Consider the following 24,789-nt stretch of genomic DNA (forward strand, 5'->3'; position numbering starts at 1 on the left):
CAACGGTCGCGGGCACCTTGGTGGCGTGCGGGTCGGGCTCAGGCGAACCCGAATCCACCGTCCTCGGCGACGACGACGCCCTCCCCCGCCTCCTCGGCGGCCAGCAGGCGCTCCAGTGCCGCGGCGTCCGCGGTGGACGCGAGCGTGCGCCCGCCGTCGGGGGTGCGGGCGGCGAGGAAACCGCGCTCGGGCGCACCCGAGCGGTCGTGCAGCACCGCCCACGACTCGGCCGTCGCCGGCCCCGCGTACGTCGGATGCGCGCGGACGGTCGGCTCGCGGTCGACCGCCGCCTGCACGTCCTCGCGCCGGAACCCGCCGGCGGGCGGCTCCGTGCGGTACACGCCGAAGGCGTGCTTGGTCAGATACCCACTGTTCGCGGTGACGAGGCCGTAGCTGCCCGGCGACTCGCGCAGTCGGGTGGCCATGGTCGCGATGGCGTGGGTGCTGTAGTTGTTCCACGGTCCGCCGGCGAAGGTGAGCCCACCGGTCAGCGTCAGCGGCCTGCCCGGATCGCCGCACGGCAGTCCCAGCTCGTTCGCGGCGACCTGAACCGCAGACGGGAAGCAGGAGTACACGTCGACGTGCACGACGTCGTCCATCCCGATGCCGGCCAGCTCGAGCGCCCGTGCCCCGGCGATGCGGATCGCCGGCGAGCGGTCCAGCGCGCCGCGCTCGGCGATGTCGTAGGTGTCGTGCGATTCGGTGCCGGACTGCGGGAACACCCAGTTCTCCCGCGGGATCCCCAGCCGGGTCGCGACCTCCACGGAGCACAGCAGCAGCGCAGCGCCCTGTTCGACCATGTTGTTCGAGTTCAGCAACTTGGTGTACGGCGAGACGATCCACCGGTTGTCCGCCGAGGGGGTGACGATCTCGTTGGCCGTGTACTCGCGCTGCGTCCAGGCGTGCGGGTTGGTGGCCGCGACCTTGCTGAACCCGGACCACAGCGCGCCGATCGCGTCCCGGTGCTCGGCCACCGTCCGGCCCGCGGCCAGGCGCAGCGCCTGCTCGAACAGCGGGTAGACGTAGGCGGGTCGGTCGAGGCCGGCGCGCATCTCGGTGTCGGACTGCATGGGCACCTCGTCCACGACGATCGGCGCCGTCGGCACCGACTCGTCCTGCACCGTCCAGCCCGGACGAATGCCCTGGGCGCGCAGCTTCATCCGGGTGCGCCACGCCTCGGCCCCGCCGATCAGCACGACGTCGGACCGGCCCGCCGCGATGTCCTCGGCCGCGGCGTTGACGAGCACCTGCGGGGTGCTGCCGCCGCTGCCGGTGTAGGCCGTGTGGCGGGGGGTCGCGCCGATCCGCTCACCGACGAGCGCGCCGGGGTCGCGGTAGCGCCACGACAGCAGGCCGACGATCCGGACCGAGTCGACGAGTTCGAGCAGCCGCGCGCTTCCCGCCTCGTCCGCGGCCCGACGGGCTGCGTCGGCGATCAGGTCCACCGGCTCCCGGCCGCCGTCGCGGTCGTTGATCTGACCTCCGCCGACCAGGATCGGGGTACGTGGGTCCAGCGCCTGTGCGCGAGTTCGGTAGCTCTGACCACCAAACTCGCGCACAGGCCGCGCAGCGGCACTATCGGATGGCATCGAGGATCCTCTCCCTGTTCTCCGGCCGTGGCCATCCCCCGAGGATCAGGGTGGTCAGACAGGTTTTCTTCCAACGATTCTCGATGTCCTCGCAGATCTTGTCCGCGGGGCCGACGAGCGCAACGTCCTCGACCATCGCGGTCGGGACAGCCTGTGCGGCGAGGTCCGCGCGGCCCTTCAGGTACAGGTCCTGGATCTCGGCGCACGCGTCGCCCCAGCCCATCCGGACGAAGACGTCGTTGTGGAAGTTCGCGTCCTTGGCGCCCATCCCGCCGGCATACAGCGCGACGACGGGCTTGAGTCGGGACGCCGCGCGCTCGACGTCGTCGTCCTCGACCAGCCAGCAGACGTTCGCGACCTCGAAGTCGTCGGCGGTGCGGCGGGCGCCCTCGCGGCCGAAGCCCTCGGCGAGCGCGGTCCGGTAGAAGTCGTCGGTCTTCGGCGAGAACCACAGCGGCGTCCAGCCGTCCGCGATCTCCGCGGCCAGTGCCACGTTCTTCGGGCCCTCGGCGCCCATGTAGACGGGGATGTCGCGGCGCAGGGGGTGCACGATCGACTTGAGCGGCTTCCCGAGTCCGGTCCCGCCCCGGTAGGGCAGCTGGTAGTGCCGCCCGTCGAAGGTAACCGGCTCGTCCCGGGCCCACACCGCCCGCATGATCGCAACGTACTCGCGGGTGCGTTCGAGGGGACGCGGATACGGCTGGCCGTACCAGCCCTCGACGACCTGCGGGCCGGACGCCCCGATGCCGAGGATCAACCGGCCGCCGCTGAGGTGGTCGATGGTCTGTGCGGCCATCGCCAAGGCCGTGGGGGTGCGGGCCGACATCTGGCACACCGAGGTGCCGAGCGCGATCGTCGAGGTGCGCGCGCCCCACCACGCCAGGGGGGTCAGGGCGTCGGACCCGTAGGACTCGGCCGTCCAGAAGCTGTCCACTCCGAGGGTCTCGGCCTCGGCGACGGTCTGTTCCATCCGCTTCGGTGGTCCCGAGCCCCAGTACCCGGCCATCACTCCGACCTTCACCGCTGCCACCTTCCTTTCGTCACAGTTGTTGCCCTTCAGTGGTTCTGGTACACCGGGGGCCGCTTCTCGAGGAACGAGTACACGGCTTCGCGGTGGTCCTTGGTCATGGCGGCGAGGATCTGGGTCCGGTTCTCCAGGTCGATCGCGGCGCGCAGGCTCGGGACCTCGAGGTTGGACCACATCACCTCCTTGGTCATCCACACGCCGAACGGGCTGTTGCGCGCGATGCTCTCGGCAGTGTCGAGTGCCGTGTCGAGCAGCCTGTCGGCCGGTTGCACGGACGACACGATGCCGACGCGTTCGCACTCGGCGGCGTCGACGGGGCGTCCGGTGAGGAGAATCTCTGCGGCCCTGGAGAATCCGATCATCCGCGGCAGCAGCCAGCTGACCCCGATGTCGCAGCTGGACTGGCCGCGGTTGATGAACGAGGCGTGCAGCGCGGCGGCGTCGGCCATGACCCGGACGTCGGCCATCAGCGCCAGTGCCATCCCCCCGCCGGCCGCGGCGCCGTTGATCGCGGCGACCACGGGCGGCCGGGCGCCGCGGAACGCCTCGACCAGCGAGGCGATGTGCTGCTGCACCCGCATGCCGGCCTGCGCTCTCCCCTCACCCTCGGCGGCTCCGGGCGGGGTGCCGTAGCCGCGCAGGTCGATGCCCGCGCAGAAGGCGCGCCCGTTGCCGGTGAGCACGATCGCGCGGGTCTCCGAATCGTGCCGGACCTCAGCAAGCACCGCGTGCAGCGCCTCGACGAGCTCGACGTTCATCGCGTTCAGGGCGTCCGCGCGGTTGAGGCGGATCAGCAGGACGCCCGGCCGCGGCCGCTCGGTCAGGATCAGTTCGGACATCCGGGGCCTTCCCTCGTGTGGCTGCGACGGTCTCCGCTTCGGGCTGTGACCGTCGACATATCAGGCTAATGCCTTTAGGTTATATCTCGAGATCGGTCAACGAGGGAAGGGCTGGACACACATGACGGAACTGCACGGCACGGTCGCGGTGGTCACCGGCGGCGCGAGCGGAATCGGGGCCGCGACCTGCGTACTTCTCGCGCAGCGGGGCGCGCGGGTGGTGGTCACCGACATCGACGACGACCGCGGCGAGAAGGTCGCGGCCGCACTCGGCGGCAACGCCGTCTACCTGCACACCGACGTCACCCGGGAGGAGGACGTCGCGGCCGCGGTCCGCACGGCCACCGAGCGCTTCGGGCGTCTCGACGCGATGGTGAACAACGCCGGCCGCGTCGGCGCCTGGACCTACGTCACCGACACCACCGTCGACGAGTGGGACGCCGCCTTCGCGGTGCTGGCGCGCAGTGCTTTCCTCGGCACCAAGCACGCCGCCCGCGTCATGCGCGAGCAGGGCTTCGGCGCCGTCGTCAACGTGTCGTCGGTGGCGGGCGTGCGCACCGGCTTCGGCCCGCACCCGTACGGCGCCGCGAAGGCCGCGGTGCTGCAGATGACCCGCAGCGCGGCACGCGAACTCGCGGAGTACCACGTCCGGGTCAACGCCGTCACTCCCGGCGGGGTCGCGACCCGGATCACCGGCCACGGCGCCGGCCTGGAGGGCGACGCACTGGACGCCAGCGTCGACGAGGTGCGCAGGGGGCTGGCGTCGTTCCAGCCGATCCCCCGCGCGGGCGAGGGCACGGACATCGCCGGCGCCATCGCCTACCTCGTCTCCGACGACGCCACGTTCGTGACGGGGCAGAACATCGTCGTCGACGGCGGCCTCACCCTCGGCAAGGCGTGGCCGCGTAACTACCGCGCCGAGGCCGCCGGAGCCGCGACCGTGTGATCGGCGGCCGGATGACCCGGACCCGAATCACCCACCGGCGGAATCGATCACCCGGTACGTGCGGCCGTCTCCGGTGAGCGCGTCGGCGCGGGAGGTGTCCTTGAGGTCCACCCCCGACCGCCCCAACTGCCAGGCGCCGGCGACGAGTCCGGCCACCACCCGCGCGGCGACGGGGTAGGCGAGGCCGTCGGGTGGGTGGATGTTGGACACGCAGTTGCGGTCGGCGTCGGTGCGTCCCGGGGCGGGCCGATGGGTGAGGTAGACGCCCACGCTGTCCGCGACCGACAGGCCGGGGCGCTCCCCGATCAGGACCAGCACCGTCCGCACGCCCAGCGCCGCGCCGATGTGGTCGCCGAGCGCCACCCGCGCCTGCGTCGCGATCACCGGCGGTGCGATGGTGAAGCGTCCGTCGAACTCGGCGACGAGCGCCGCGAGCAGGGGAACCGCGTGATCGGTGATCGCACGCGGCGAGAGCCCGTCGGCGAGAACGAATCCGATGTCCGCCGTCGTCTCGGGCACGGCCGAGAGGTCGGCGGGCGTCCGCCCGAGGTCCGGTCGGCGCAGGTACTCGCCGCGGTCCGCCGCCCGGCTGGTGACGACCACGGGCCGTCCCAGCCCGACGGACTCGACCCGGTCGACGAGCGGCCCGGTGTCGAGGGGTTGGTGCACGGCGTCGCGCGCGACGGCGTGCGCGGCCCGGAACTCGAGCACCCGCGTCGTCGGCAACGCGTCACCGGAGCGACCCAGCCCGATCCGTGCCTGCGTCGTGGCGCGCAGGTCGTCCCAGAAGTTCTGCAGTGCAGGATCGTCCACGTCACTTCACCCCCGTCAGCGCCCGCAGGGGCGAGGTCGCCGCGTCCACGGGCAGCACGCGGCCCGCGTCGTCCATCAGCCCGAGGCGCCGCAACCAGTCCTCGAACTCGGGCGCCGGACGCAGTCCCAGCACCTGCCGGGCGTAGAGGGCGTCGTGGAACGACAGGCTCTGGTAGCCGAGCATCACGTCGTCCGCGCCGGGCACCGCGATCACGAACGCGGCACCGGCCACGCCGAGCAGGGTCAGCAGGGTGTCCATGTCGTCCTGGTCGGCCTCGGCGTGGTTCGTGTAGCAGACGTCGACCCCCATCGGCAGGCCGAGGAGCTTGCCGCAGAAGTGGTCCTCGAGCCCGGCGCGGATGATCTGCTTGCCGTCGTAGAGGTACTCGGGCCCGATGAACCCGACGACGGTGTTGACCAGCAGCGGTTCGAGGTCGCGGGCGACGGCGTAGGCGCGGGTCTCGAGGGTCTGCTGGTCGACGGGACGGCCCCCGGCGCCGAGGTGCGCTCCGGCGCTCAGCGCGGACCCCTGCCCCGTCTCGAGGTACATCACGTTGTCCCCGACGGTGCCGCGTCCCAGCGACCGTCCCGCTGCGTTGGCCTCCCGCAGCAGCGAGATATCCACGCCGAAGGACGAATTGGCGCCCTGCGTGCCGGCGATCGACTGGAACACCAGATCGACCGGCACCCCCTCGTCGATCAGGCCCATCGTCGTCGTCACGTGCGAGAGCACACACGACTGCGCGGGAATGTCGAACCGCTGCCGGATCTCGTCGAGCAGGTGCAGCAGATCCGCGGTGGCATGCGGCGAATCGGTGGCCGGGTTGATCCCGATCACCGCGTCCCCGCAGCCGAGCAGCAGCCCGTCGAGGGTCGCCGCCGCGATGCCGCGCGGGTCGTCGGTGGGATGGTTCGGCTGCAGACGCGTGGCGAGCCGCCCCGGCAGCCCGAGCGTGGTCCGGAACGCCGCCGTCACCTCCGCGGCCCGCGCGACCGCGACCAGGTCCTGGTTGCGCATGATCTTGCTGACCGCCGCGACCATCTCCGGCGTCAGCCCCGGCGCCACCCGTCGCAGCACCTCGGCCGCGTTCGGCGCCGCCGCGGTGGACAGCAACCAGTCCCGCAGCCCGCCGACCGTCAGATGGGAGATCTGCGCGAACGCGACCCGGTCGTGGGTGTCGACGATCAGCCGTGTCACCTCGTCGTCCTCGTACGGGACGACGAGGTCCTCGAGGAACGTGCCCAGCGGGACGTCCGCGAGCGCCCACTGCGCCGCCGCTCGCTCGGCGTCCGAGGCGGCCGCGCACCCGGCGAGCTCGTCACCGCTGCGCAACGGCGTCGCCTTGGCCATCAGGTCGACGAGCCCGTGGAAGGTGTGGCCGACCCCGGCCACCTGCTGGGTGTAGGTCGTCATTCCAGCTCCTCCTCCGCCTCCGCGAGGGCCGCGAACTCCTCGTCCGGCGAGTTCGCGACGAGATGGTGTCGACTGTAGAGGCCGAAGTAGGCGAGGAACGCGGCGAACGCGCCGAGTGTCCACAGGGCGGCGATCGGATCGACCAGGAACGTCGCGACCACCGCCGCCGCCGCGACGACGAGTGCGAACGACGTGGTGGCGACGCCACCGGGCGTCCGGTACGGCCGGTGCATGCCAGGCTCACGTCGGCGCAGCACGATGTGGCTGACCATCATCAGCACGTAGCTGACCGCCGCCCCGAACACGGCCATGTTCAGCAGCATCGCGCCTTCCCCGGTGAGCGAGAGGGCGAAGCCGATCACGCCCGGGACGATCAGGGCGAGGGTGGGTGCCTTCCGCGAGTTGGTGACCGACAGGTTCTTCGGCAGGTAGCCCGCGCGGGACAGCGCGAACGTCTGCCGGGAGTAGGCGTACATGATCGAGAAGAAGCTGGCGACGAGCCCGGCGAGGCCGATGTAGTTGACCACCTTCGCGGCCGTGCCGTCGCCCAGCGCCTCGACGAGGGGGTTCCCGGACGTCGACAGCGCATCGGCGCCCAACGCGCCGGTGGCCAGGAACAGCACCGTCGCGCCCGTGACCAGCAGCACGAGCATGCTGATGATGATGCCGCGGGGCACGTTCTTCTCGGGCTCCCGCGCTTCCTCGGCGGCGAGCGGGACACCCTCGACCGCCAGGAAGAACCAGATCGCGAACGGGACCGCGGCCCAGATGCCGAACACACCGAACGGCAGGAATTCCGATGCCCCGGCCGCGTCGGTGGGGGCGATGTCGGTGAGATTGCCCGGCTCGAACAGGCCGATCGCGGAGATCGCGAAGACCACCAGCCCGACGAGGGCGATGGCGGTGATCACGAACATCGCCTTGAGGGCCTCCCCCGCGCCGGTCAGGTGGATCCCGATGAAGATCGCGTAGACCGCGAGGTACACCCACCAGCCGTCGGTGATCCCGAACAGGTTCAGGGACTCGACGTAGCCGCCGATGAACGTCGCGATCGCGGCCGGCGCGATCGAGTACTCGATGAGAATGGCGGTGCCGGTGGCGAATCCACCCCACGGACCGAGCGCTCGACGGGCGAACGTGTAACCGCCTCCCGCGGCGGGCAGCGCCGACGACATCTCGGCCATGCCGAGCACCATGGCGAGGTACATGCCGGCGATGACGACAGCGGCGATGAGCAGGCCACCGAACCCGCCCTCCGCGAGACCGTTGTTCCAGCCCGCGTAGTCGCCGGAGATGACGTAGCTGACCCCGAGCCCGGCGAGCAGCAGCCACCCCGCGGAACCCTTTCGCAGGGTCCGCTTTTCGAGGTAGGCGCGGTTCTCGTCGTGGAAGTCGGCGCCGTCGTGGTGTGCGGCGTGGGCGTTCTGCGGACCCTCTACGAGTGACATGCCGCCACCCCGTTCGATGCCGTCCGGCCGGATGGCCTCGCACGGAGAGCCGCTGCACCCGGAATCACCGGGCGGGGATGCACAGTCATCGTCGAACCCCTGTGTCGTGTGTCAGGCAGAAGGCGGTGATGCCTTCGTTGTGATCGACGACACTATTGGGCCCGTCGTTGCAACCACGTTGCGTCCGGGATTCGACCTGCCCGGTCGGCGGGTACGACCAGGCGCCGACCCGCCCGTGAGTCCTTTCGGCCCGCGTGCGGACCACAAGGACTCACGGGCGGCGGAGCCGCCTACACGGGGCCGCCGAGCCAGACGCCGACCTCTTCGCCGGAGACGTGGCGGCCGTCGTCGCTGACGAGGAACGACACCGTCGAGGCGATGGACTCGGCGGGGATCTCGGGCCAGTGCGCGGCGAGCATCTCGACCGCGTTCGCGCCGCCGGAGGCGATGATGTCGGTCTCCACGAAGCCGGGCATCACGGTGTTGACGGTGATGCCGCGGCGCGCGACCTCGAGCGCCATCGAGCGGGTCATGCCGACGAGGCCGGCCTTCGCGGCGGCGTACGCGCTCATGCCGGGGGACGGCCGCCGCCCACCGGACGGGCTGCTGACGAACACGACGCGACCCCACCCGCTGTCGTACATCGCGGGCAGCGCGGCGTGCGTGCAGTAGAAGGCGCCGCTGAGGTTGACGCCGATCACCCGCTCCCAGTCGCCGGGCGACTGCTTGCGCGCCGCGCCCGCGATGTTCATTCCGGCGTTGTTCACCAGTACGGTCGGGGCACCGAGATCGGCGGTGGTCGCGGCGATCAGCTCCTCCGCCTGCGCCGCATCGGACACGTCGGCCCGGACGGCCACGGCCCGGCCCCCGCCGGCGACGATCTTGTCCACCACGCCCTGCGCGTCGGCTGCGCTGGACGAGTAGTTGACCGCGACCGCGAATCCGTCTGCGGCGAGCCGCCGGGAGATCGCGGCGCCGATCCCGCGGCCTCCGCCCGTCACGACCGCCACGCGCTGCTGTGTTTCCGTCATCGTCACCGCACCTTCGGGTAGGTCTGCGGGACATCGGAATACGTCTCGCGCAGCTCTCGTTTGGAGATCTTGCCGCTGGCCATCCGGGGCAGTCCGCCGTCCACGAACACGACGTACCGGGGCACCTTGTAGTCGGCGAGGTTGCTGTTGCAGTGGTCGACGACGTCGGATTCGGTGAGACCCTCGACCTTCTTCACGATCGCGGCGGGGGTCTCACCGAACTTCTCGTCGGGGACGCTGATCACCGCGACCTCCTCGACCCCGGGCAGCCGGTTGATCACCTGCTCGATCTCGGCGGGCGAGATGTTGAGCCCGCCGGAGATGATCATGTCCTTGAGCCGGTCCACGAACGTGAGACAGCCTTCCTCGTCGAGCTTTCCGAGGTCACCCGTGTGCAGCCAGCCGTCGATCAGCGCGGACCTGGTGGCGTCCGCGTTGCGCCAGTAGCCCGGCATCATGCCCGGGCCCCGCAGCAGGATCTGCCCGACTTCGCCGGGCCCGCAGTCGGTTCCGTCGGCGTCGACGACGCGGATCTTGGTGAAGATGCCGCCGAACCCGCACTTGTCGGGGTGCGCGGCCGCCTCGTGACGGGGCATCGCGGTCGCGGACCCGCCGATCTCGGTCTGCCCGTAGATCTGCCGCAGCTGCACGCCGCGGTCGAGCCAGATCCCGACGAGCGCGGACGGCACCCGGGCGCCGCCGACGTGGGCGGTGGTCAGGTGGCTCAGGTCCGCGTCCGCGAAACCGGGCACCCGGGAGATCTGCTCGAACAGGATCGGCGGACCGGTGAGGGTGGTGGCGTGGCGCTCGATCATCACCCGCAGCGCCGACTCCGGGTCGAAGCCGGGCTGCAGCAGCAGGGTGCCGCCGTGCAGCACGGTGCGGGAGATCCCCCAGATGATGCCCGCGGCGGTGAACAACGGCAACACCAGCAGGGGCCGCAGGCCGTTCTGCTCGATCGGTTCCATCAGCGACCACTCGTGCATCTCGCCGGCGATCGTCGCGTGGGTGAAGACGACGCCCTTCGGCTTGCCGGTGGTGCCGCTGGTGAACACGATCGCGGTGGGGTCGGACTGCGCCGTGACAGGCGTGCGGAACGGCGCGTGGGCCGCACCGCGGAGCGGTCGGACGTCCGTCTCGAACTCCGCGACCGCGAAGGTGCCGCGCTCCGTGTGCACCTCGTCGAGCCGCGACCGCAGCGACGCGTCGCAGTAGACGACGGCCGGTTCGCAGTCCTCGACCAGCACGGTCAGTTCACCGGCGAGCATCCGCTGGTTGAACGGTGCCGAGATCGCGCCGACCTTCATTGCCCCGAGCGCGGCGACGCACCACTCCAGGGAGTTGCCACCGAGGTAGCTGACCCGGTCGCCCGCGGTGACGCCGCGCGCCGTGAGGTCGTGGGCGACACCGTCCGCCCAGGTGTCGAGTTCGCGGTAGGTCACCACGTCGCCGGCGAAGTCGATCGCCGGCTGGTCGGGGACGGTCCGCGCCCAGTAGGTGAGTGCGTCGATGACGGTACCGCTCATGGGTTGCCTCCCGGAGGTGTCGGCGCGGCCGGAGTGGATCCGGCCGCCGCCCAGGACGGTGCGGACACCGTGCTCTGGGTCACATCGATAAATCTAAAGACATTCGGTTGCGTTGACAAGGATCAGCGACGAACCACGTCGACGTTGATGCCGGTGAGCTGCGACTGGTTGCTCAGCGGGTCGTAGCCGTCCGCGCCGGTGGGCGCGAGCCGGTTCACGTTCACGCCGGGGTGACGCCGGGCCACGTCGAGTCCACGCGCCGTCCCCTGACCCCAGCCGTGGGTCATCGCCACGACACCCGGCCGGAGTGCATCGTCGTACACCAGCACGGCGTCGACCTCCCCGTACCGGTTACGCACCGTGACGTCGTCGCCCTCGACGAGGCCGCGGCCGCGCGCGTCGTCCGGATTCATCCACAGCGGATTGCCCTGGTGGACGCCCTGTTTGAACACCGGGAGGTTGTGCAGCCAACTGTTGACCATGAAGTTGGTGCGGCGCGTGATCAGCTTCAGTTGGCGGTCGGGCTCCCCGGCGAGGTCCTCGAAGATGCGTTCCGCGGTGTCGTAGGCCAAAGTGAAAAGCGAGGGACAGCAGTCGATCAACCCGTCGTCGTGCTGGACCGCGATGTCGAAGACGTCGGACGGCACGGCCTCCGGCAGCACCGCCGTCTGGCACGGCAGCGCCCGCAACGCCTCGATACTCAGCCCCGACTCCCCCAGCGCCGCGTCGACGGCGGCGAACGGATTCGGCGCCGGATCGTCGAGCAGGGACGGGACGCCCATCTCCTGCTGGATGCGCGACAGGATCCACCAGTCGTCGCGCCGCTCCCCCATCGCCGGGACGACGGCCGGCGTGTACTGCACGTAGGGCTCCATCGCGACGCCCATCGTGTTCAGGAAGTTCACGTCCTCGCGTTCGAGCCAGTCCGTCGCGGGCAGAACGTAGTCCGCGATCTCACCGGTGACGGTGCGGTACAGGTCGACGGTCACGATCAGTTCCAGCGACTGCAGCGCCCGACGCAACCGGTCGTCGCCGCCGACGGACAGCAGCGGGTTGCCCGACACCACGATCAGTGCGCGGATGGGATCGTCCGGGTTCTCGATGAACTCCGGGAGCAGCGCCGCCGGCAGATCGCCGCTGACGGTGCGCATCCGACCGAGCGGCCCGTCGAAGAACGGGTCCTCCCGCTTGCGTTTCGAGTGCTGCACGACGTCGGCGACGCCGCGGGAGTAGATGTTGCCGCCGCGGCGGCCGAGGTTGCCGGAGAACAGGCTGACCATGGTGAGCATCCAGTAGGCCAGCGCGCCCTGACGGCCCTGGTTCACGCCGGTGGCCATGTAGATGCTCGCGCTCGGCGCCGCGCAGAAGTCGTCCGCCACCCGGCGAATCGCGTCGACCGGGACGCCGACGACCCCGGCGACCCGCCCGGGGGGATAACGCCGGACGAAGTCGAGCAGCCCGTCGACGCCCCGTGCGCGCCGTTCGACCGCGGCCCGGTCGTACCCGATCCGGAAGGCGATCTCGTGCAGGACCGCGGCGAGGAAGTAGAAGTCGGTGTCGGGCTTGATCATCAGCACCTCACCGGTCTCCGGCGAGGACGACTCGATGCGCCGCGGGTTGACGAACAGCACGGTCCCGCCGCGCTTGCGGATCGCGCGGATCTTCGCCATCGGATCCGAGATGTGGATCAGCGTCATGTGGGAGACCTGCGGATTGCTGCCGAGGCACAGGAAGTAGTCGGTGTGCAGCAGATCGGGGATCGGGTGCGCCATCGACGCCCCGTAGATCGCCTCGCTGGCAGCGTATTTGGCGGAGGTGTCCTGGGTGCCCGCGCTGAACCGCATACGGGTGTCGAAGCCGCGGGCGATCGTGGCGGCGTTCGCGTAGTAGGCGCCGTTGAAGGCGGACGGGTTGCCCTGGTAGACGGCGAGGGCGTTCCGGCCGTGACGCCTGCGGATGTCGGCGAGGCGCGCGGCGATGTCGCGGGCGGCGGCGTCCCACTCGACCGGCTCGAATACGCCCCGCTCCTCGGTGCGCGGATTGCGGCGCCTCAGCGGCCGATCGAGCCGGTCCGGATCGCGGTGGACCTGCAGGTAGTGCACACCCTTGTGGCAGGAGAACCCCCTGTGCACCGGGTGGTCCCGGTCGGGTTGCAGCCGGAGAACCCGGTCGCCGTCGACCTCCGCGACCAGGCCGCATCCAGGCTCGCAGATGCGGCAGAAGGTGTGGACGCGGCGCGTCACCGGCCCGCCCGGGCAGTCGTCGCGACGTCGAGTGCTGTTGCCGGACGGACGATCTTGACCCGCGGTCGGCCGACCGCGCGGCCCTGCTCGCGCTCGAAGCGGTCGATCGCGCGCCAGTCCGCGCCACCGAGCGAATCGGGCCGGCGGGCGCGCACCAACGCCGTCAACTCGGACGCGGACGCGGACGGCTCGGTGAGCCGACCCGCACGGTGGTCGTCGAGCAGGTTCTCGACGGTCTCGGCGGCGCAGTACCGGTTGGTGCCGATCACCCCGGTCGCGCCGCGCTTGATCCAGCCCGCGACGTAGTGGCCGGTGACGGGGTTCCCGGTGTCCGGCTCCACGACCCGGCCCGCGACGTTGGCGACGGTGCCGGAGTCGTCGTCGAACGGCAGGCCCGTGATCGGCAGCCCGCGGTAGCCGACGGCACGCAGGACCAGCCCGCACTCGATGAGGTCGCCGTCGCCCACCTGCACCGCCTCGGTCCGGTCCGATCCGAGCACCTCCCTCGGGGTGGCGCCGAATCGCAGAACGATCCGCTTGTTGCCCGGGTTCGGCGTCCGGCGGGAGTACTCCGCGAGAATCCTCAACTTGGCCGGGGCGTCCGGGCCCGCCGTCAGGGGTCCGTCGACGAGGACGTCGATGCCGGGCAGCGAGCCGAGCGCGAGCAGTTCCGGCGTGGTGCACGCCGCATGCTCGGGACCACGCCGCCCGAGGACCACCACCTCCTCGATCCGGCTGTCGGCGAGGGCGGCGAGCGCGTGATCGGCGATGTCGGTGCGGCGCAGGGACTCCGGGTCCGAGACCAGGATGCGCGCGACGTCGAGCGCGACGTTGCCGGTGCCGACCACCACCGCGCGCGTCGCGGTCAGGTCGAAGGTGCGGTCGGCGTGGTCGGGGTGACCGTTGTACCAGGCCACGAACTCCCGCGCGGCGTGGCTGCCCGCCAGCTCCTCTCCGGGGATGCCGAGACGCCTGTCCCCGGACGCGCCCGACGCGTGGATCACCGCGTGGTGGTGGGCCGACAGCTCGTCGATCGTGACGTCCCGCCCGACCTCGACACCGAGGTGAAAGGTGAAGCCGTCCCGCCGCGCCGTGCGGTCGAAAACCCGGTCCACCGTCTTCGTGTGCCAGTGGTCCGGCGCGACACCGAACCGGACGAGTCCGCCCGCGACGGGCAGCTTCTCGAACATGGTGATCTCGGCGGCGACGTCACGGCGGGCGAGCAGTGCCTCGGCGGCGTAGAACGCGGACGGTCCGGAGCCGACGATCGCCACCCGCAGCGGCGGCGGGTCCGCGACGCCCGCGGTGGCGACGGCGAGCGGCAGCGGCTGGACGTGCGCACCGGCCGCCGCGGAACGCGGATTCCGTTGGAAGTACTCGGCGTTGATGTCGCGGTACCGCTCGATGTCGGGGACGACGGCGTCGCCGGGGACGATCGCGTCCACCGGGCACACGTCGGAGCAGGCACCGCAGTCGATGCAGGCACCCGGATCGATGTACAGCATCTCGGTGCGCGCGTACTCGCGTTCGGCGGGAGTCGGATGGATGCAGTCGACCGGGCAGACCGCGACACAGGTCGCGTCGTTGCAGCAGTTCTGGGTGACGACGTACGCCATCAGGGATGCTCCTCGCTCGTGCGCGTCACGGTGACCGCGACGCCGTTGAAGATCGGGGACGCCGTGAGCGCCTCGAGGTCGGTGGTGTCGTCGACCAGCGCGTTGTAGTTGCTGCCCGGGACCGACGCCGACCGGGAGGTCCGCAGGCCGGGCCCGTCGTGCCCCCACCCGTGCGGCATGCTCACCACGCCGGAACGCAGCGCGTCGTCGATCCGCAGTTCGGCCGACACCGTCGTGACGCGAGACGCCACCGCCACCCGGTCACCGTCGACGAGGCCGCGCTCCGCGGCGTCGTGCGGGCCCATCAGCAGGGCGGACTGACCGCCGTCCGGCTGCGGCAACGCGTTGTGCAGCCACGAGTTCATGCCGCGCCGCTGACGGCGGTTGATCAGCAACAGATCCGGCGGCGTCCTCGTCAGGCTCGATCGTAGTCGCGGCAGATCCGCGGTGATCATCTCCGGAACGAGGTCGATCCGCCCGTCCGGGGTGCGCAGCACCTCCGGCAGGCGCGGCTCGAGCGGTCCGTGGTCGATGCCGTCCGGGTTGTCCTCGAGCACCGCGAGAGTCAGCCCGCCGGGGTCGAGACCGAAACGGTCCCCGTACGGTCCGCTGCGCAGCCGCAGGTCCAGCAGCCGCTCGGGGCCGCGGCGGCCCGCGGTCGCCTCCGCGGCCCGCTCCGGTTCGCAGCCGGCGAGCTTCGCGGCCCGCCGGGCGGCGACGGCGGCCACCTCGTCGTCGAGTTCTTCGACGGCCCGGTGCGGGGTGCCCTTCGCGATTGCCGCCAGCCTCAACAGGATCTGCCACTCGGCGAGTTCGCCGTCGGCGAGGCCCTGCAGCGGCCGGGTGTAGCGGGCGACGTTCCGGATCTGGAAGTGCGACAACGTCACGTCGTGGTGACCACGGGTGGTGACCGGCGGCGGCGGGAGGATCACGTCCGCGTGCCGGGTGGTCTCGTTGACGTAACAGTCCACCGACACCATGAACTCGAGCGCGCCGAGTGCCTCCTCTATCGCGCCGCTGTTGGGCAGGGACCGTGCGGGGTTCCCCGCGAGGGTGATCAGCGCGCGGGTCCGGCCCGGGCCGGGCGTGAGGATCTCCTCGGCGAAGCACACCGCGGGGAGCTCCCCCATCGCCTCCGGCAGCCCCCGCACCCGCGACCGCCACCGGTCGAACATCAGCGTCGGGGGTCGGGTCACCGGCCAGGTGTTCTGCCCACCCGCCGCCGGCAGCGAGAACATCGCGCCACCGGGACGGTCCAGGTTGCCGGTGACGATCGTCAGCACCTCGACGAGCCAGTTCGCGAGGGTGCCGAATTCCTGCATGCACGTCCCGATCCGCGAATGCGCCACCGCCGCGGACGCTCCCGCGAAGCCGCGGGCGACGGTCCGGATCAGGGCGGCGTCGATGCCGCACGCCTCCGCTACCGCATCCGGGGTGAACTCACGCGCCAGCGCCAACACCTCGTCCAGGCCGTCGACGACGTCCGGCACCCGATCCGGCCGGGCCAGGCCCTCCGCGGCGATCACCGAGAGCACGCCGAGCAGGAACAGCGCGTCGGTGCCGGGGCGGATCGGCACGTGCAGGTCCGCGACCTCGGCGGTGCGGGTGCGCACCGGATCGACGACGACGAGGGTGCCGCCCCGCTCCCGCAGTGCCTGCAGCCGGTGGTGCATGCCGGGCGCGGTGACGGTGCTGCCGTTGGAGACCATCGGATTCGAGCCGAGGATCAGCAGGTGGTCGGTGCGGTCGAGGTCGGGCAGGCTCAATCCCAGCCCGGTGCCGTAGAGCAGCATGTGGGCGAGGTTCTTCGGCCAGGTGTCGACGCTCGCCGGGGAGTAGACGTTCCGGGTGCCGACGGCGCCGATCAGCTCGCCGAGGTAGAAGGTCGCGTCCAGGTGGTGGGCGGCGGGGTTGCCGTGGTAGACCGCGCAACTGCCCGGATCTCCGACGACGAACTCCGGTAGCCGGCGCTCGATCTCGGCGAACGCCTCGTCCCACGTGGCCTCGCGGAAGCCCCCGCCGGGGGTCCGCAGCAGCGGCGTCCGGATCCGGTCCGGATCGCCCTCGATACGCCCGAGACCGAGCCCCTTCGCACAGCTGTGCCCGGCGCTCATCACGTCGTCCGGGTTCGGCGCGACCCGCACGATGGAACGACCGTCGAGCTCGAGAAGCAGCCCGCAGGCCGATTCGCAGAGCGGGCAGATGCGGTGCCCGGTGACGGTTTCGGTGGCGGTGGTCACGCGTCCTCCTCGGGTGCGGGCTCGACGGCGACGGGGACGGCGGTCATCGTCGGCATGGCGTTGATCGACTGCACTCCGTCGCCGGTGCCGGTCAGTGCGTTCACGTTCACCCCGACGCGGTCGCGGGGGTCGGCGCTGCCGAAGCAGTGCGTCATCGACACGGTGCCCCGGGCGAGGGTGCGGTCCGCCCGCGCGGTCGCGCGCAGCCGCCCGGACGCCGACCGCACGGTCACCTGCTGCCCGTCGGAGATCCCGAGGGCGACGAGGTCGTCGGGATGCAGGCTCGCCGGGTTCGTGCCGCCCGGCACCAACCCGGGCACACGGGTTCCGGTGGAGTTCACGGCCTCGCGGATCCGGCGCACCGTCAGACGCAGCGGAAACCGCGGCAGGACAGCCGTGTCCGTCAGCGCCGCACGCAGTTCGGCACGCACATCGGCGGGCATCAGTTCCAGGCGGTGGCCGGCTCCCTCGACTGTCGCGGGACCCACCACGGCGCCCGTGTCACCGGCGAGACGGCCGTGCGGGGCGGCGACGAGGTCGGTGAACGGGACGCGTCCCCGCTCCGTCATCATCGCCAGCATCTGCTCGGACGTCGGCGGCATGGCGGGATCGAGGATGCGGCCGGCGAACTTGACCGGCTGCCCGGACGAGGCGGCGAGGTCGAGGAAGAACCGCCAGTCGTCGACGACACCGGGCGGCGGCTCGATCACCGCGGGGGTGAACTGCGCGAACGGGCGCGGGAAGAACGGCTCCATGATCGCGGTGTGGTCGGCACGTTCGTACATCGTGGTCGGGGCGATCACGTAGTGCGCGAGACGGGCGGTGTCCGACATGCGGGGGTCGACGCACACCAGCAGGTCGAGGGAGCGCAACGCGCGCAACGCCTTCGCGCGTTCCGGCAGGGCAGCGGCCGGGTTGCCGCCCGAGACGATCAGCGCCCGCACCCGGTCGGGGCCCGGTTCGAGGATCTCGTCGGCGAGGACGCCGGACGGCAGTTCGCCGCGCAGCGCCCGCACCCCGGTGCGGCTGCGGAATCCGTGCTCGTAGGCCCGGGACGGCGGGGCGACCTCCGCCCGCGCGGGGACGTGCCGGGTCAGGACGGCGCGGTCGTCGGCCCGCTCCCCCTCGCGCAGGTACCGGCCGCACACCACGTTCAGCGCGGCGACGAGATGCTCCGCGAGGTTCGAGTGCGGGCCCATGCACAGCCCGGTCCCGCTGGTCGCCATCCCCCGGTCGCCACTCGCGAACACCCGTGCCGCGGCGCGGACCCGGTAGGCGGGTACGTCGCAGATCCGCTGCACGACAGTGGGAGTCACGACCGCGACCGCGTCGGCGAGCGCGTCGAGGTCGGCGGCGTACCGACGGCAGAAGTCGGCGTCGTGGAGGTTCTCGGCGAGGACGACGTGGAGCAGGCCGGCGAGCAGCACCGCGTCGGTGCCCGGACGCGGCGCCAGGTGGACGTCCGCCAGGGCCGTGGTCTCGGTGCGCCTCGGGTCGACGACGATCAGCCGCAGCCCACGCTCACGGGCCGCGCGCAGGGTGACGGACGGATTCTGGACCACCGCGCCGTCGCCGTCGCCGCCGTTTCCGGAGACGACCGGGTTGGTGCCCGCCAGCAGCCACACGTCCGCGTCCTCGAACCGCTGCCTGCCCCCGAGGTAGGTGCCCATCCGTTCGGCGACAACCCATTTCGCGGACTGGTCGATCGTCATCGTGGAGAACAGCTTGTGGGAGCCGGTGCCCGTGAACCAGGCGCGTGCCATCGGAGGTGTGAGCGCGGCAAAGTTCTGCTGCGTGCCCATGAACAGCGCGACCGCGTCCGGTCCGTGCCGGTCCACGACGGCGCGCAGCCGGTCCGCGATCTCGGCGACAGCCCGCGCCACCGGCACCGGCTCGTGGGAGCCGGTGCCGGTGCGCCGCAGCGAGGTGGTCAACCGGTCCGGGCCCTGCGCGAGGTCGCCGCCACGGCGGCCCTTCGGGCAGGTGTACCCGCCGGAGATCGGGTGCCGGGCATCGCCGAGCACCCGGGCGATCCGTCCGTCCTCGACGTCGAGCAGGACCCCGCAGGAGGAGGCGCACAGCCGGCAGAAGGACGTGCGGCGGGACGTGACGGATCGCATCGGCTCAGTGCGTCTCGACGACCACGGCCGCCCCGGTGTCCGCCCCAGCCACGGATCGTGCGCGGAGTCGTTCCCGCACGAACAGGACCCCGAGCGTGAGCACCGCGAGTGCCGTGGGCAGGACCATGAGCAGGAAGATCGTCCGGGCGTCCATCCCGGCCGCGATCAGTGCCGCGCCCACTGTCGGGCCGACGATCGATCCGATGCGGCCGATGCCCATGGCCCAGCCGATCCCGGTCGAGCGGGCGGCGACGGGGTAGATCGACGCGGCGATCGCGATGATTCCGGCGGAGCTGCCCGAGATGCCGAATCCGACGATGCAGATCGTGATCAGCAGCAGGGTCGAGCTGCCGAGGGACATCGCGACCGCACCGATGAACAGGGCACCGATCGTGTAGCCGCCCATCACCACGGCGTACGCGGCACGCGATCCGCCGGTGCGGCCCCACGCGGCCGCGACCTTGTCGGTGATGCGTCCCACGGACAGCGCACCGGCCATGCCGCCGAGGTTGAACAGCGCCGCCGCCAGGATCGCGTTGGACGCGCTCTGTCCGGCCTGGCTGAACAGCGACGGCATCCAGCCGAACAGGAAGTAGATCACCAGGAAGTTGACGACGAACACCACCCACAGCAGCACCGTGTCGACGCCGCGGCCCTCCGCGAAGAGCTCGCGCACCGGAGACTTCGTCACCGCGACCGAGTCCTGGGTGAAACGGACCGAGCCGGTCAGGTCCTCCCCCGGCGCGATCGCGGAGAAGATCCGTGCGACGCCCTCGTGGTCCCCGCGCGCCGCGAGGAACTTTCCGGATTCCGGCAGCCACTTCCAGGCGAAGGCCGTGACCACCAGCGGGAGAACGCCGCCGGCAAGGAAGATCGACTCCCACCCGTACGCGGGGATCAGTTGCGCGGCAGCGAGTCCGCCGAGGAAGCCACCGAGGGACATGCCCGCGACGACGATGGTGACCAGGGTGGAACGGCTGCGCGCGGGGCTGTACTCGCTGGTCAGCGCGATCAGGTTCGGGGTGACGCCGCCGAGACCGATGCCGGCGAGAACCCGCAGGACGATGAGCACACCCATCGACGGCGCGAACGCCGACGCGAGCGTGAACACCGAGAACACCACGGTGCACAGCAGGATCACCCGGCGCCGGCCCCACCGGTCGGCGACGGGACCGAACAGCAGGCTGCCCACGACCATGGCGCCGCTGCTGAGCGCCAGCAGCAACCCGAACGAGGCCTTGGACAGTCCCCAGTCCGCGGACAGCGCGGGGATCGCGAATCCGATCAGCTGGGCGTCCATGCCGTCGAGAATCGCGAGCGCCAGACACAGGGCGATGGCGCGTTTCTGGAGGGCCGACACCGGTGCGGTGTCGATGAGGTGGGAGATGTTGACTTCACGAGTTGGGGCCACGACGTGCATTCCTCTCGGGAGGGGGAACTGCAGTGGATGACGACTGGGGCAGTCAGGCGGGGGCGACGGTGCCGTCGACGGCGAGTGCGTCGGCAGGCACCTCGGGGAAGCGTTGACGCAGAGACGGTTTGGCGAGCTTGCCGGAGAAGGTGCGGGGCAGGGGTTCGTCGAGGGCGACGGCGTGCTTGGGGCGCTTGAACTTCGCGAGGTTCTCGCCCGCGATCTCGGCGATGTCGGCGACGATCTCCGCGGCGGGGCGTGCGCTGTGGAACACGACCATCGGCACCTCACCCCACCGGTCGTCCTTGACGCCGATGACGGCGAGGTCGACGAGACCGTCGATGCCGTGCAGCGCCTTCTCGATCTCGGCGGGGTAGACGTTGAGTCCGCCGGAGATCAGCATGTCCTTGCTGCGGTCGACGATCCGCAGGAAGCCGCCCTCGTCCTGCATGCCGAGGTCGCCGGTGCGCAGCCAGCCCTCGACGAGGGTCGCGTCTGTGGCCTCCGGCTTGTTCCAGTACTCGCGCATCACGTGCTCGCCGCGGACCAGGATCTCGCCGACCTCACCGGCCGGGGTGTCGACGCCGGGGTCGCCGATCCGGATGTGGGTGCCGACCAGCGGCAGGCCGGCGAAGCCTGGACGGGACACGGCGTCCTCGTAGGCGAGGGTCGAGACCATGCCGGACGCCTCGGTCAGCCCGTAGCACTGGGTCAGCGGGATGCCGTGCGAGCGGTAGAAGTCGAGCAGGTCCAGGCTGACCGGTGCACCACCCGTCCCCGCGAAGGTGAACTTCGCCAGTGTGCGGGTGCCGAAGTCGGGCAGCATCGTCATCCGCTCCCAGATCACCGGGACGGTGGTGGTGGCGGTGATCTGCTCGCGTTCGAAGGTGTCGAGGGCGATCTCCGGGTCGTACTCGCGCAGCAGGACCATCGTCGCGCCGGGGACGACGACGAGCTGCATGAAGATCGACAGGACCGAGCCGGTGTACACGAGCGGGGCGGAGCACAGTACGCGGTCCCGGGAGGAGAAGCCGAACGTGACCGCTTGCGAGACACCGGGGGTCATCGCGTTGCGGTGGGTGATCAGGGCGCCCTTCTGCACACCGGTGGTGCCGGAGGTGTAGCAGATGAACCCGGGGTCGTCGGCGTCGATGGCGACGACGGGCGCCGTCCCCGGGTCGATCAGCCGCTCGTACGGCGGGTGGGCGCTGCCGCCGATGGAGTACGTCTCGAACTCCACCTGCTCGGCGGCGACCTCGAGCAGCGGCGCGAACGCGTCCTCGACGACCACCACGCGCGGCGTGGAGTCGACGATCATCGGGGCCAGCTCCTTGGCGGTGAGCCGGAAGTTGAGCGGAACGCTGATCGCGCCGAGCTTGAGGGTCGCGAGGATGACGTGGGCGAGCTCGGGGCGGTTGAGCATCATCACCGAGACCCGGTCACCCTTGCGGACGCCACGAGCGGCGAGGCCGCGGGCGAGTGCGTCGGTGATCGCGTCCACCTCGGCCCAGGTCTGCGACGTGTCCCCGAACACGATCGCCTGCTGCTGCGAACGTGTCTTACCCCAGAACCGGGTCAGGTCCGCGAGATTCATCTGTGCTCCTCTTGTCCCGTGCCGGCTCGCCGGCGTGTCAGGTGCGGCGCACCGGCCTTCTCTCCGTCAGCCGGCTCGCCGGTGGTCGGCGTCGACGGGGTGTGACCACCCTCACTTCGTGCCCGTAAACCTAACAGCTGTAGGCACAGTGCGCAATGCCCGATTCGAGACCTTCGACCCCTCGCCCCGAGCCCGGGCAAGGGCACGAAAACGACACCCACACAATCATTTTCGTGTGGGTGTCGTTTGTCGGGCCGGATGCCGTCAGCCGGCGGCCGGTACCTCGCCGCGGGGTGTTCTCGGGTCGGTCGCCGCGGCGATCCGCGCGGGGTCCCACCCGGCCACCGACCGCAGCACCTCCGCGGTGTCCGCGCCGACGACCGGAGGCAGGGCGGGCGCGAACTTCTCGCCCGCGACGCGCACCGGGCTGACCACGAATTCGAGTTCGCCGACCCCCGGGTAGTCCACCCGGTACGTGTTCTCCCGTGCCCGGAAGTGCGGGTCCGCGAGCATGTCGGTCACGCTGTTGACCGGGCCGCCCGCGATGCCGTGCTCGAGGAACACCTGCACCCATTCGGCGCGGGTGCGCTGCGAGAAGATCTCCGTCAGCGCCCGCCACACCAGGTCCGCGCGGGCAGGAGCACCATCGTCGGTGCTGGTGAGGTCGACTCCGATCAGGTCCTCCCGGCCGACCGCGACCAGGAAGTTGTGCCAGAACTTCTCCACGTGCGACCCGAACAGGATCGCCTCGCCGTCGCTGGTGCGGTACGCCTCGAGCCGCGGCCAGTCGGGCAGCCGTCCGTCCGGGAGCCAGCTCGGACGCGGAATCGAGCGATCCCTGTTCAGCTCGGCGTCGACCAGGTCCGGCATCCACGCGGCCGCGACGTCGATGCCGGCGACCTCGACGTGGCAGCCGATGCCGGTGGCCCCGGCCCGGTGCAGTGCGGCGAGCAGGCCCATCGCCCCGTACGCACCGAGGGCGTACATCGCGATCGGCGGGGTGGTGGAACCCGCCATGCCCTCGGTCGGCGGCTCCGCCGGTGTGCTCACCGCACGGATCCCGGCGTAGGCGTCGAACACCGGGCCGCCGGTGCCCAGCACCCGGTAGGGGCCGTCGGTGCCCATGCCGGACACCGTGCACAGCACGATCTTCGGATTCACCTGGCGCAGCTGCTCGTATCCGACACCGAGCCAGTCCAGGTAGCCGCCGCGCATGCCCTCGACGACGGCGTCGCACGAGCGCGCGAGGTCGAGGAAGGCCTGCTTGCCTTCGGGGCTGCGCAGGTCGAGCGCGACGGACTTCTTGCCGCGGTTCCACCGCAGGTGCATGAACGCCGGGCCGTCCGCGTCGCCGATCGCGCGGCTGCCGCCGACGCGGACCGGGTCGCCGAGCGGGCCCGACTCGACCTTGATCACCTCGGCGCCGAGGTCCGCGAGGTGCCCGCCCAGCGAGGCCGGGGCCAGCTGGGCGACCTCGAGGACCCGCACGCCCTCCAGCAGCGAGAACCCGCTCATCGGTCACGTCCTTCCAGGTCTTTCGAGATGTTGTGTGTCTGTTCGGGTTTGAGCTCCACCCACAGTCCGTCGACGTCGGCGACGAGGACGTCGCCGTGGTACATCGCCCCGCGCAGGAACCTCTTGCGCCCCTCCTGCCCGACGAGTTCGGCCGTCACCGTCAACTCGGTGTGCAGCGGCGCGAGGGCACGGAAGTTCACGGTGAGGTACGCGGTACGGCCCCAGGGCCGGCCGGCGCTGTTCGCCAGGCGGGCGAGGAGCTCGTCGAAGATCAGCGGGGTCACGCCGCCGTTCATCGCGTACCGGCCGGAGTGGAACCTTCCGACCGTCACCCGGCCGGTGGCGGTGGTGTCGGTGACGGTGTCGATGTGCAGGACGGGCGCGAGCGCATGCGCCTTTCCCGGTATCTCCCACCGTTTTCCGGCGATCTGGAAGTCCTCGTCGACCTCGTGTGTGCGCATCCGCTGCGCGACCCCCCGCAGTGCGGCCGCGGCCGCCGCGGCGGCCTCCGGGGTGGGGCGGCTCCGCGTCACCGCCTCCTGGACCTCGCGCAGGGCCTCCACGAGGGCGGCGTACTCGTCGTCGGGGTCGACCGTCGGCTGAAAGGGGTCCGGCCAGCTCGGGTTCCAGATGTCGAGGGTGGTGGCGGTGTCGGTCACGACGGATCCCTTCGGCTGCGGGAGAAGAACCCGGAGAACAGGTCGGTGACCGGACGCGGCCGCAATGTCGTTCGGCCGACGGTGTTCTCGCGGTCGTAGCGGGTCCGCAGGTCTCGGCCCGGCCCGTCGAGCAGGAGCGTCTTGATCTCGCGCAGCCCCTCGGCGGGCTGGCCGGCGAGCTCGGTTGCCGCCTCCAGCGCCAGGCCTGCCACGTCCCCGTCGTACCGGCTGAGCAGCCCGATCCGGTGCGCCTCGGCGCCGTCGACCGCGCGCGACGTCATCAGCAGGTCCCGGGCCCGGCCCGCCCCGATCAGGCTGTCCAGCAGCCAGGTCAGGTTCGCGCCGCCGTAGCGGGCGGCGGTCACGGTGAACCTGGTCGCCGGGCCCCCGACGCGCAGGTCGGAGCAGGCGGCGAGGATCGTGCCCGCGCCGTGCGCGGCGCCGGCGACGGCGGCCACGATCGGCTTGGGGAACGTGAGGTACCGCCACAGCAGCTCCTCCCGCTCGAGCATCCCCTCGGTGGCCTCCCCCGGTGACATCGCCGCGAGTTCCGTGAGGTCGTAGCCCGCCGAGAAGGCGTCCGGGCCGGCGCCGGCGACGATCACCGCGCGCACCTCGTCGTCGTGCGCGGCCGCCGCGAGCGCGCCGTCGAGCTCCCGCTGCAGGGCGAGGGAGATCGCGTTGCGCACCTGCGGGCGGTTCAGCGTCAACCGGAGCACGCCCGGCGCGGGCCGCTCCCGGACCAGGTCGGTCATCGT

General features: G+C 71.4%; 18 protein-coding genes. 1 reads left to right on the plus strand and 17 read right to left on the minus strand.

Annotated elements, in window-relative coordinates; all coding sequences use genetic code 11:
* Positions 1-38: 38 nt before the first annotated feature.
* Genes ACFYVR_RS14370 through ACFYVR_RS14380 form a run of 3 tightly spaced genes read right to left on the minus strand, consistent with a single transcriptional unit; the run spans position 39 to position 3,455 of the window.
* Positions 39-1,589 (minus strand): acetyl-CoA acetyltransferase, encoded by a 1,551-nt coding sequence (locus ACFYVR_RS14370; protein ID WP_387474118.1) that lies wholly within the window; start codon positions 1,587-1,589, stop codon positions 39-41.
* The gene (locus ACFYVR_RS14375; RefSeq protein WP_387474120.1) at positions 1,576-2,610 is read right to left on the minus strand and encodes an LLM class F420-dependent oxidoreductase; all 1,035 of its coding nucleotides are present in this window, start codon (positions 2,608-2,610) and stop codon (positions 1,576-1,578) included. The genes ACFYVR_RS14370 and ACFYVR_RS14375 overlap by 14 nt, the downstream gene beginning before the upstream one ends.
* Before the next feature lie 35 nt (positions 2,611-2,645).
* Entirely contained in the window at positions 2,646-3,455 is an 810-nt protein-coding gene (locus ACFYVR_RS14380) for an enoyl-CoA hydratase-related protein (protein ID WP_387474122.1), read from the minus strand.
* A gap of 121 nt (positions 3,456-3,576) precedes the next feature.
* Between ACFYVR_RS14380 and ACFYVR_RS14385 the strand changes: the two genes are divergently transcribed.
* Positions 3,577-4,401, plus strand: a complete 825-nt coding sequence (locus ACFYVR_RS14385; protein WP_387474124.1) for a glucose 1-dehydrogenase — start codon at positions 3,577-3,579, stop codon at positions 4,399-4,401.
* A gap of 27 nt (positions 4,402-4,428) precedes the next feature.
* Here ACFYVR_RS14385 and eutC read toward each other — a convergent pair whose 3' ends face one another.
* The 14 genes from eutC to ACFYVR_RS14455 all read right to left on the minus strand — a co-directional run bounded on the left by eutC (position 4,429) and on the right by ACFYVR_RS14455 (position 24,786).
* Positions 4,429-5,214, minus strand: a complete 786-nt coding sequence (gene eutC / locus ACFYVR_RS14390; RefSeq protein ID WP_387474126.1) for an ethanolamine ammonia-lyase subunit EutC — start codon at positions 5,212-5,214, stop codon at positions 4,429-4,431.
* Position 5,215: 1 nt separating this feature from the next.
* On the minus strand, positions 5,216-6,628 hold the full coding sequence (locus ACFYVR_RS14395) for an ethanolamine ammonia-lyase subunit EutB (RefSeq protein WP_387474128.1): 1,413 nt from the start codon (positions 6,626-6,628) through the stop codon (positions 5,216-5,218).
* Entirely contained in the window at positions 6,625-8,076 is a 1,452-nt protein-coding gene (gene eat, locus ACFYVR_RS14400) for an ethanolamine permease (protein WP_387474130.1), read from the minus strand. Before eat ends, ACFYVR_RS14395 begins: the two co-directional genes overlap by 4 nt.
* Before the next feature lie 290 nt (positions 8,077-8,366).
* The gene (locus tag ACFYVR_RS14405; RefSeq protein WP_387474132.1) at positions 8,367-9,107 is read right to left on the minus strand and encodes an SDR family oxidoreductase; all 741 of its coding nucleotides are present in this window, start codon (positions 9,105-9,107) and stop codon (positions 8,367-8,369) included.
* Positions 9,108-9,109: 2 nt separating this feature from the next.
* A complete protein-coding gene (locus ACFYVR_RS14410; RefSeq protein WP_387474134.1) occupies positions 9,110-10,633 on the minus strand; it encodes a class I adenylate-forming enzyme family protein in 1,524 nt (507 codons plus the stop codon).
* A gap of 122 nt (positions 10,634-10,755) precedes the next feature.
* Entirely contained in the window at positions 10,756-12,876 is a 2,121-nt protein-coding gene (locus tag ACFYVR_RS14415) for a molybdopterin-dependent oxidoreductase (RefSeq protein WP_387474136.1), read from the minus strand.
* On the minus strand, positions 12,873-14,492 hold the full coding sequence (locus ACFYVR_RS14420) for an FAD-dependent oxidoreductase (protein WP_387474138.1): 1,620 nt from the start codon (positions 14,490-14,492) through the stop codon (positions 12,873-12,875). The genes ACFYVR_RS14415 and ACFYVR_RS14420 overlap by 4 nt, the downstream gene beginning before the upstream one ends.
* Complete coding sequence (locus ACFYVR_RS14425; protein WP_387474140.1) at positions 14,492-16,732, minus strand: molybdopterin-dependent oxidoreductase; 2,241 nt, start codon at positions 16,730-16,732, stop codon at positions 14,492-14,494. The genes ACFYVR_RS14420 and ACFYVR_RS14425 overlap by 1 nt, the downstream gene beginning before the upstream one ends.
* Positions 16,729-18,852 carry a molybdopterin-dependent oxidoreductase gene (locus tag ACFYVR_RS14430; RefSeq protein ID WP_387474142.1) on the minus strand — a complete coding sequence of 708 codons (2,124 nt, stop codon included), beginning with the start codon at positions 18,850-18,852 and terminating at the stop codon, positions 16,729-16,731. Before ACFYVR_RS14430 ends, ACFYVR_RS14425 begins: the two co-directional genes overlap by 4 nt.
* 4 nt (positions 18,853-18,856) lie before the next feature.
* Positions 18,857-20,263, minus strand: coding sequence for an MFS transporter (locus ACFYVR_RS14435; protein WP_387474144.1), 1,407 nt, complete (start codon positions 20,261-20,263; stop codon positions 18,857-18,859).
* A 52-nt stretch (positions 20,264-20,315) separates the two neighbouring features.
* A complete protein-coding gene (locus ACFYVR_RS14440; RefSeq protein ID WP_387474146.1) occupies positions 20,316-21,857 on the minus strand; it encodes a class I adenylate-forming enzyme family protein in 1,542 nt (513 codons plus the stop codon).
* A gap of 264 nt (positions 21,858-22,121) precedes the next feature.
* A complete protein-coding gene (locus tag ACFYVR_RS14445) occupies positions 22,122-23,372 on the minus strand; it encodes a CaiB/BaiF CoA transferase family protein (protein ID WP_387474148.1) in 1,251 nt (416 codons plus the stop codon).
* Entirely contained in the window at positions 23,369-24,031 is a 663-nt protein-coding gene (locus ACFYVR_RS14450) for a hotdog fold domain-containing protein (protein WP_387474150.1), read from the minus strand. Before ACFYVR_RS14450 ends, ACFYVR_RS14445 begins: the two co-directional genes overlap by 4 nt.
* The gene (locus ACFYVR_RS14455) at positions 24,028-24,786 is read right to left on the minus strand and encodes an enoyl-CoA hydratase/isomerase family protein (RefSeq protein WP_387474152.1); all 759 of its coding nucleotides are present in this window, start codon (positions 24,784-24,786) and stop codon (positions 24,028-24,030) included. The genes ACFYVR_RS14450 and ACFYVR_RS14455 overlap by 4 nt, the downstream gene beginning before the upstream one ends.
* Positions 24,787-24,789: the final 3 nt, after the last annotated feature.

Origin of the sequence: Rhodococcus sp. NPDC003318 (assembly GCF_042879035.1) — a bacterium.
GTDB lineage: Bacteria > Actinomycetota > Actinomycetes > Mycobacteriales > Mycobacteriaceae > Rhodococcus_G.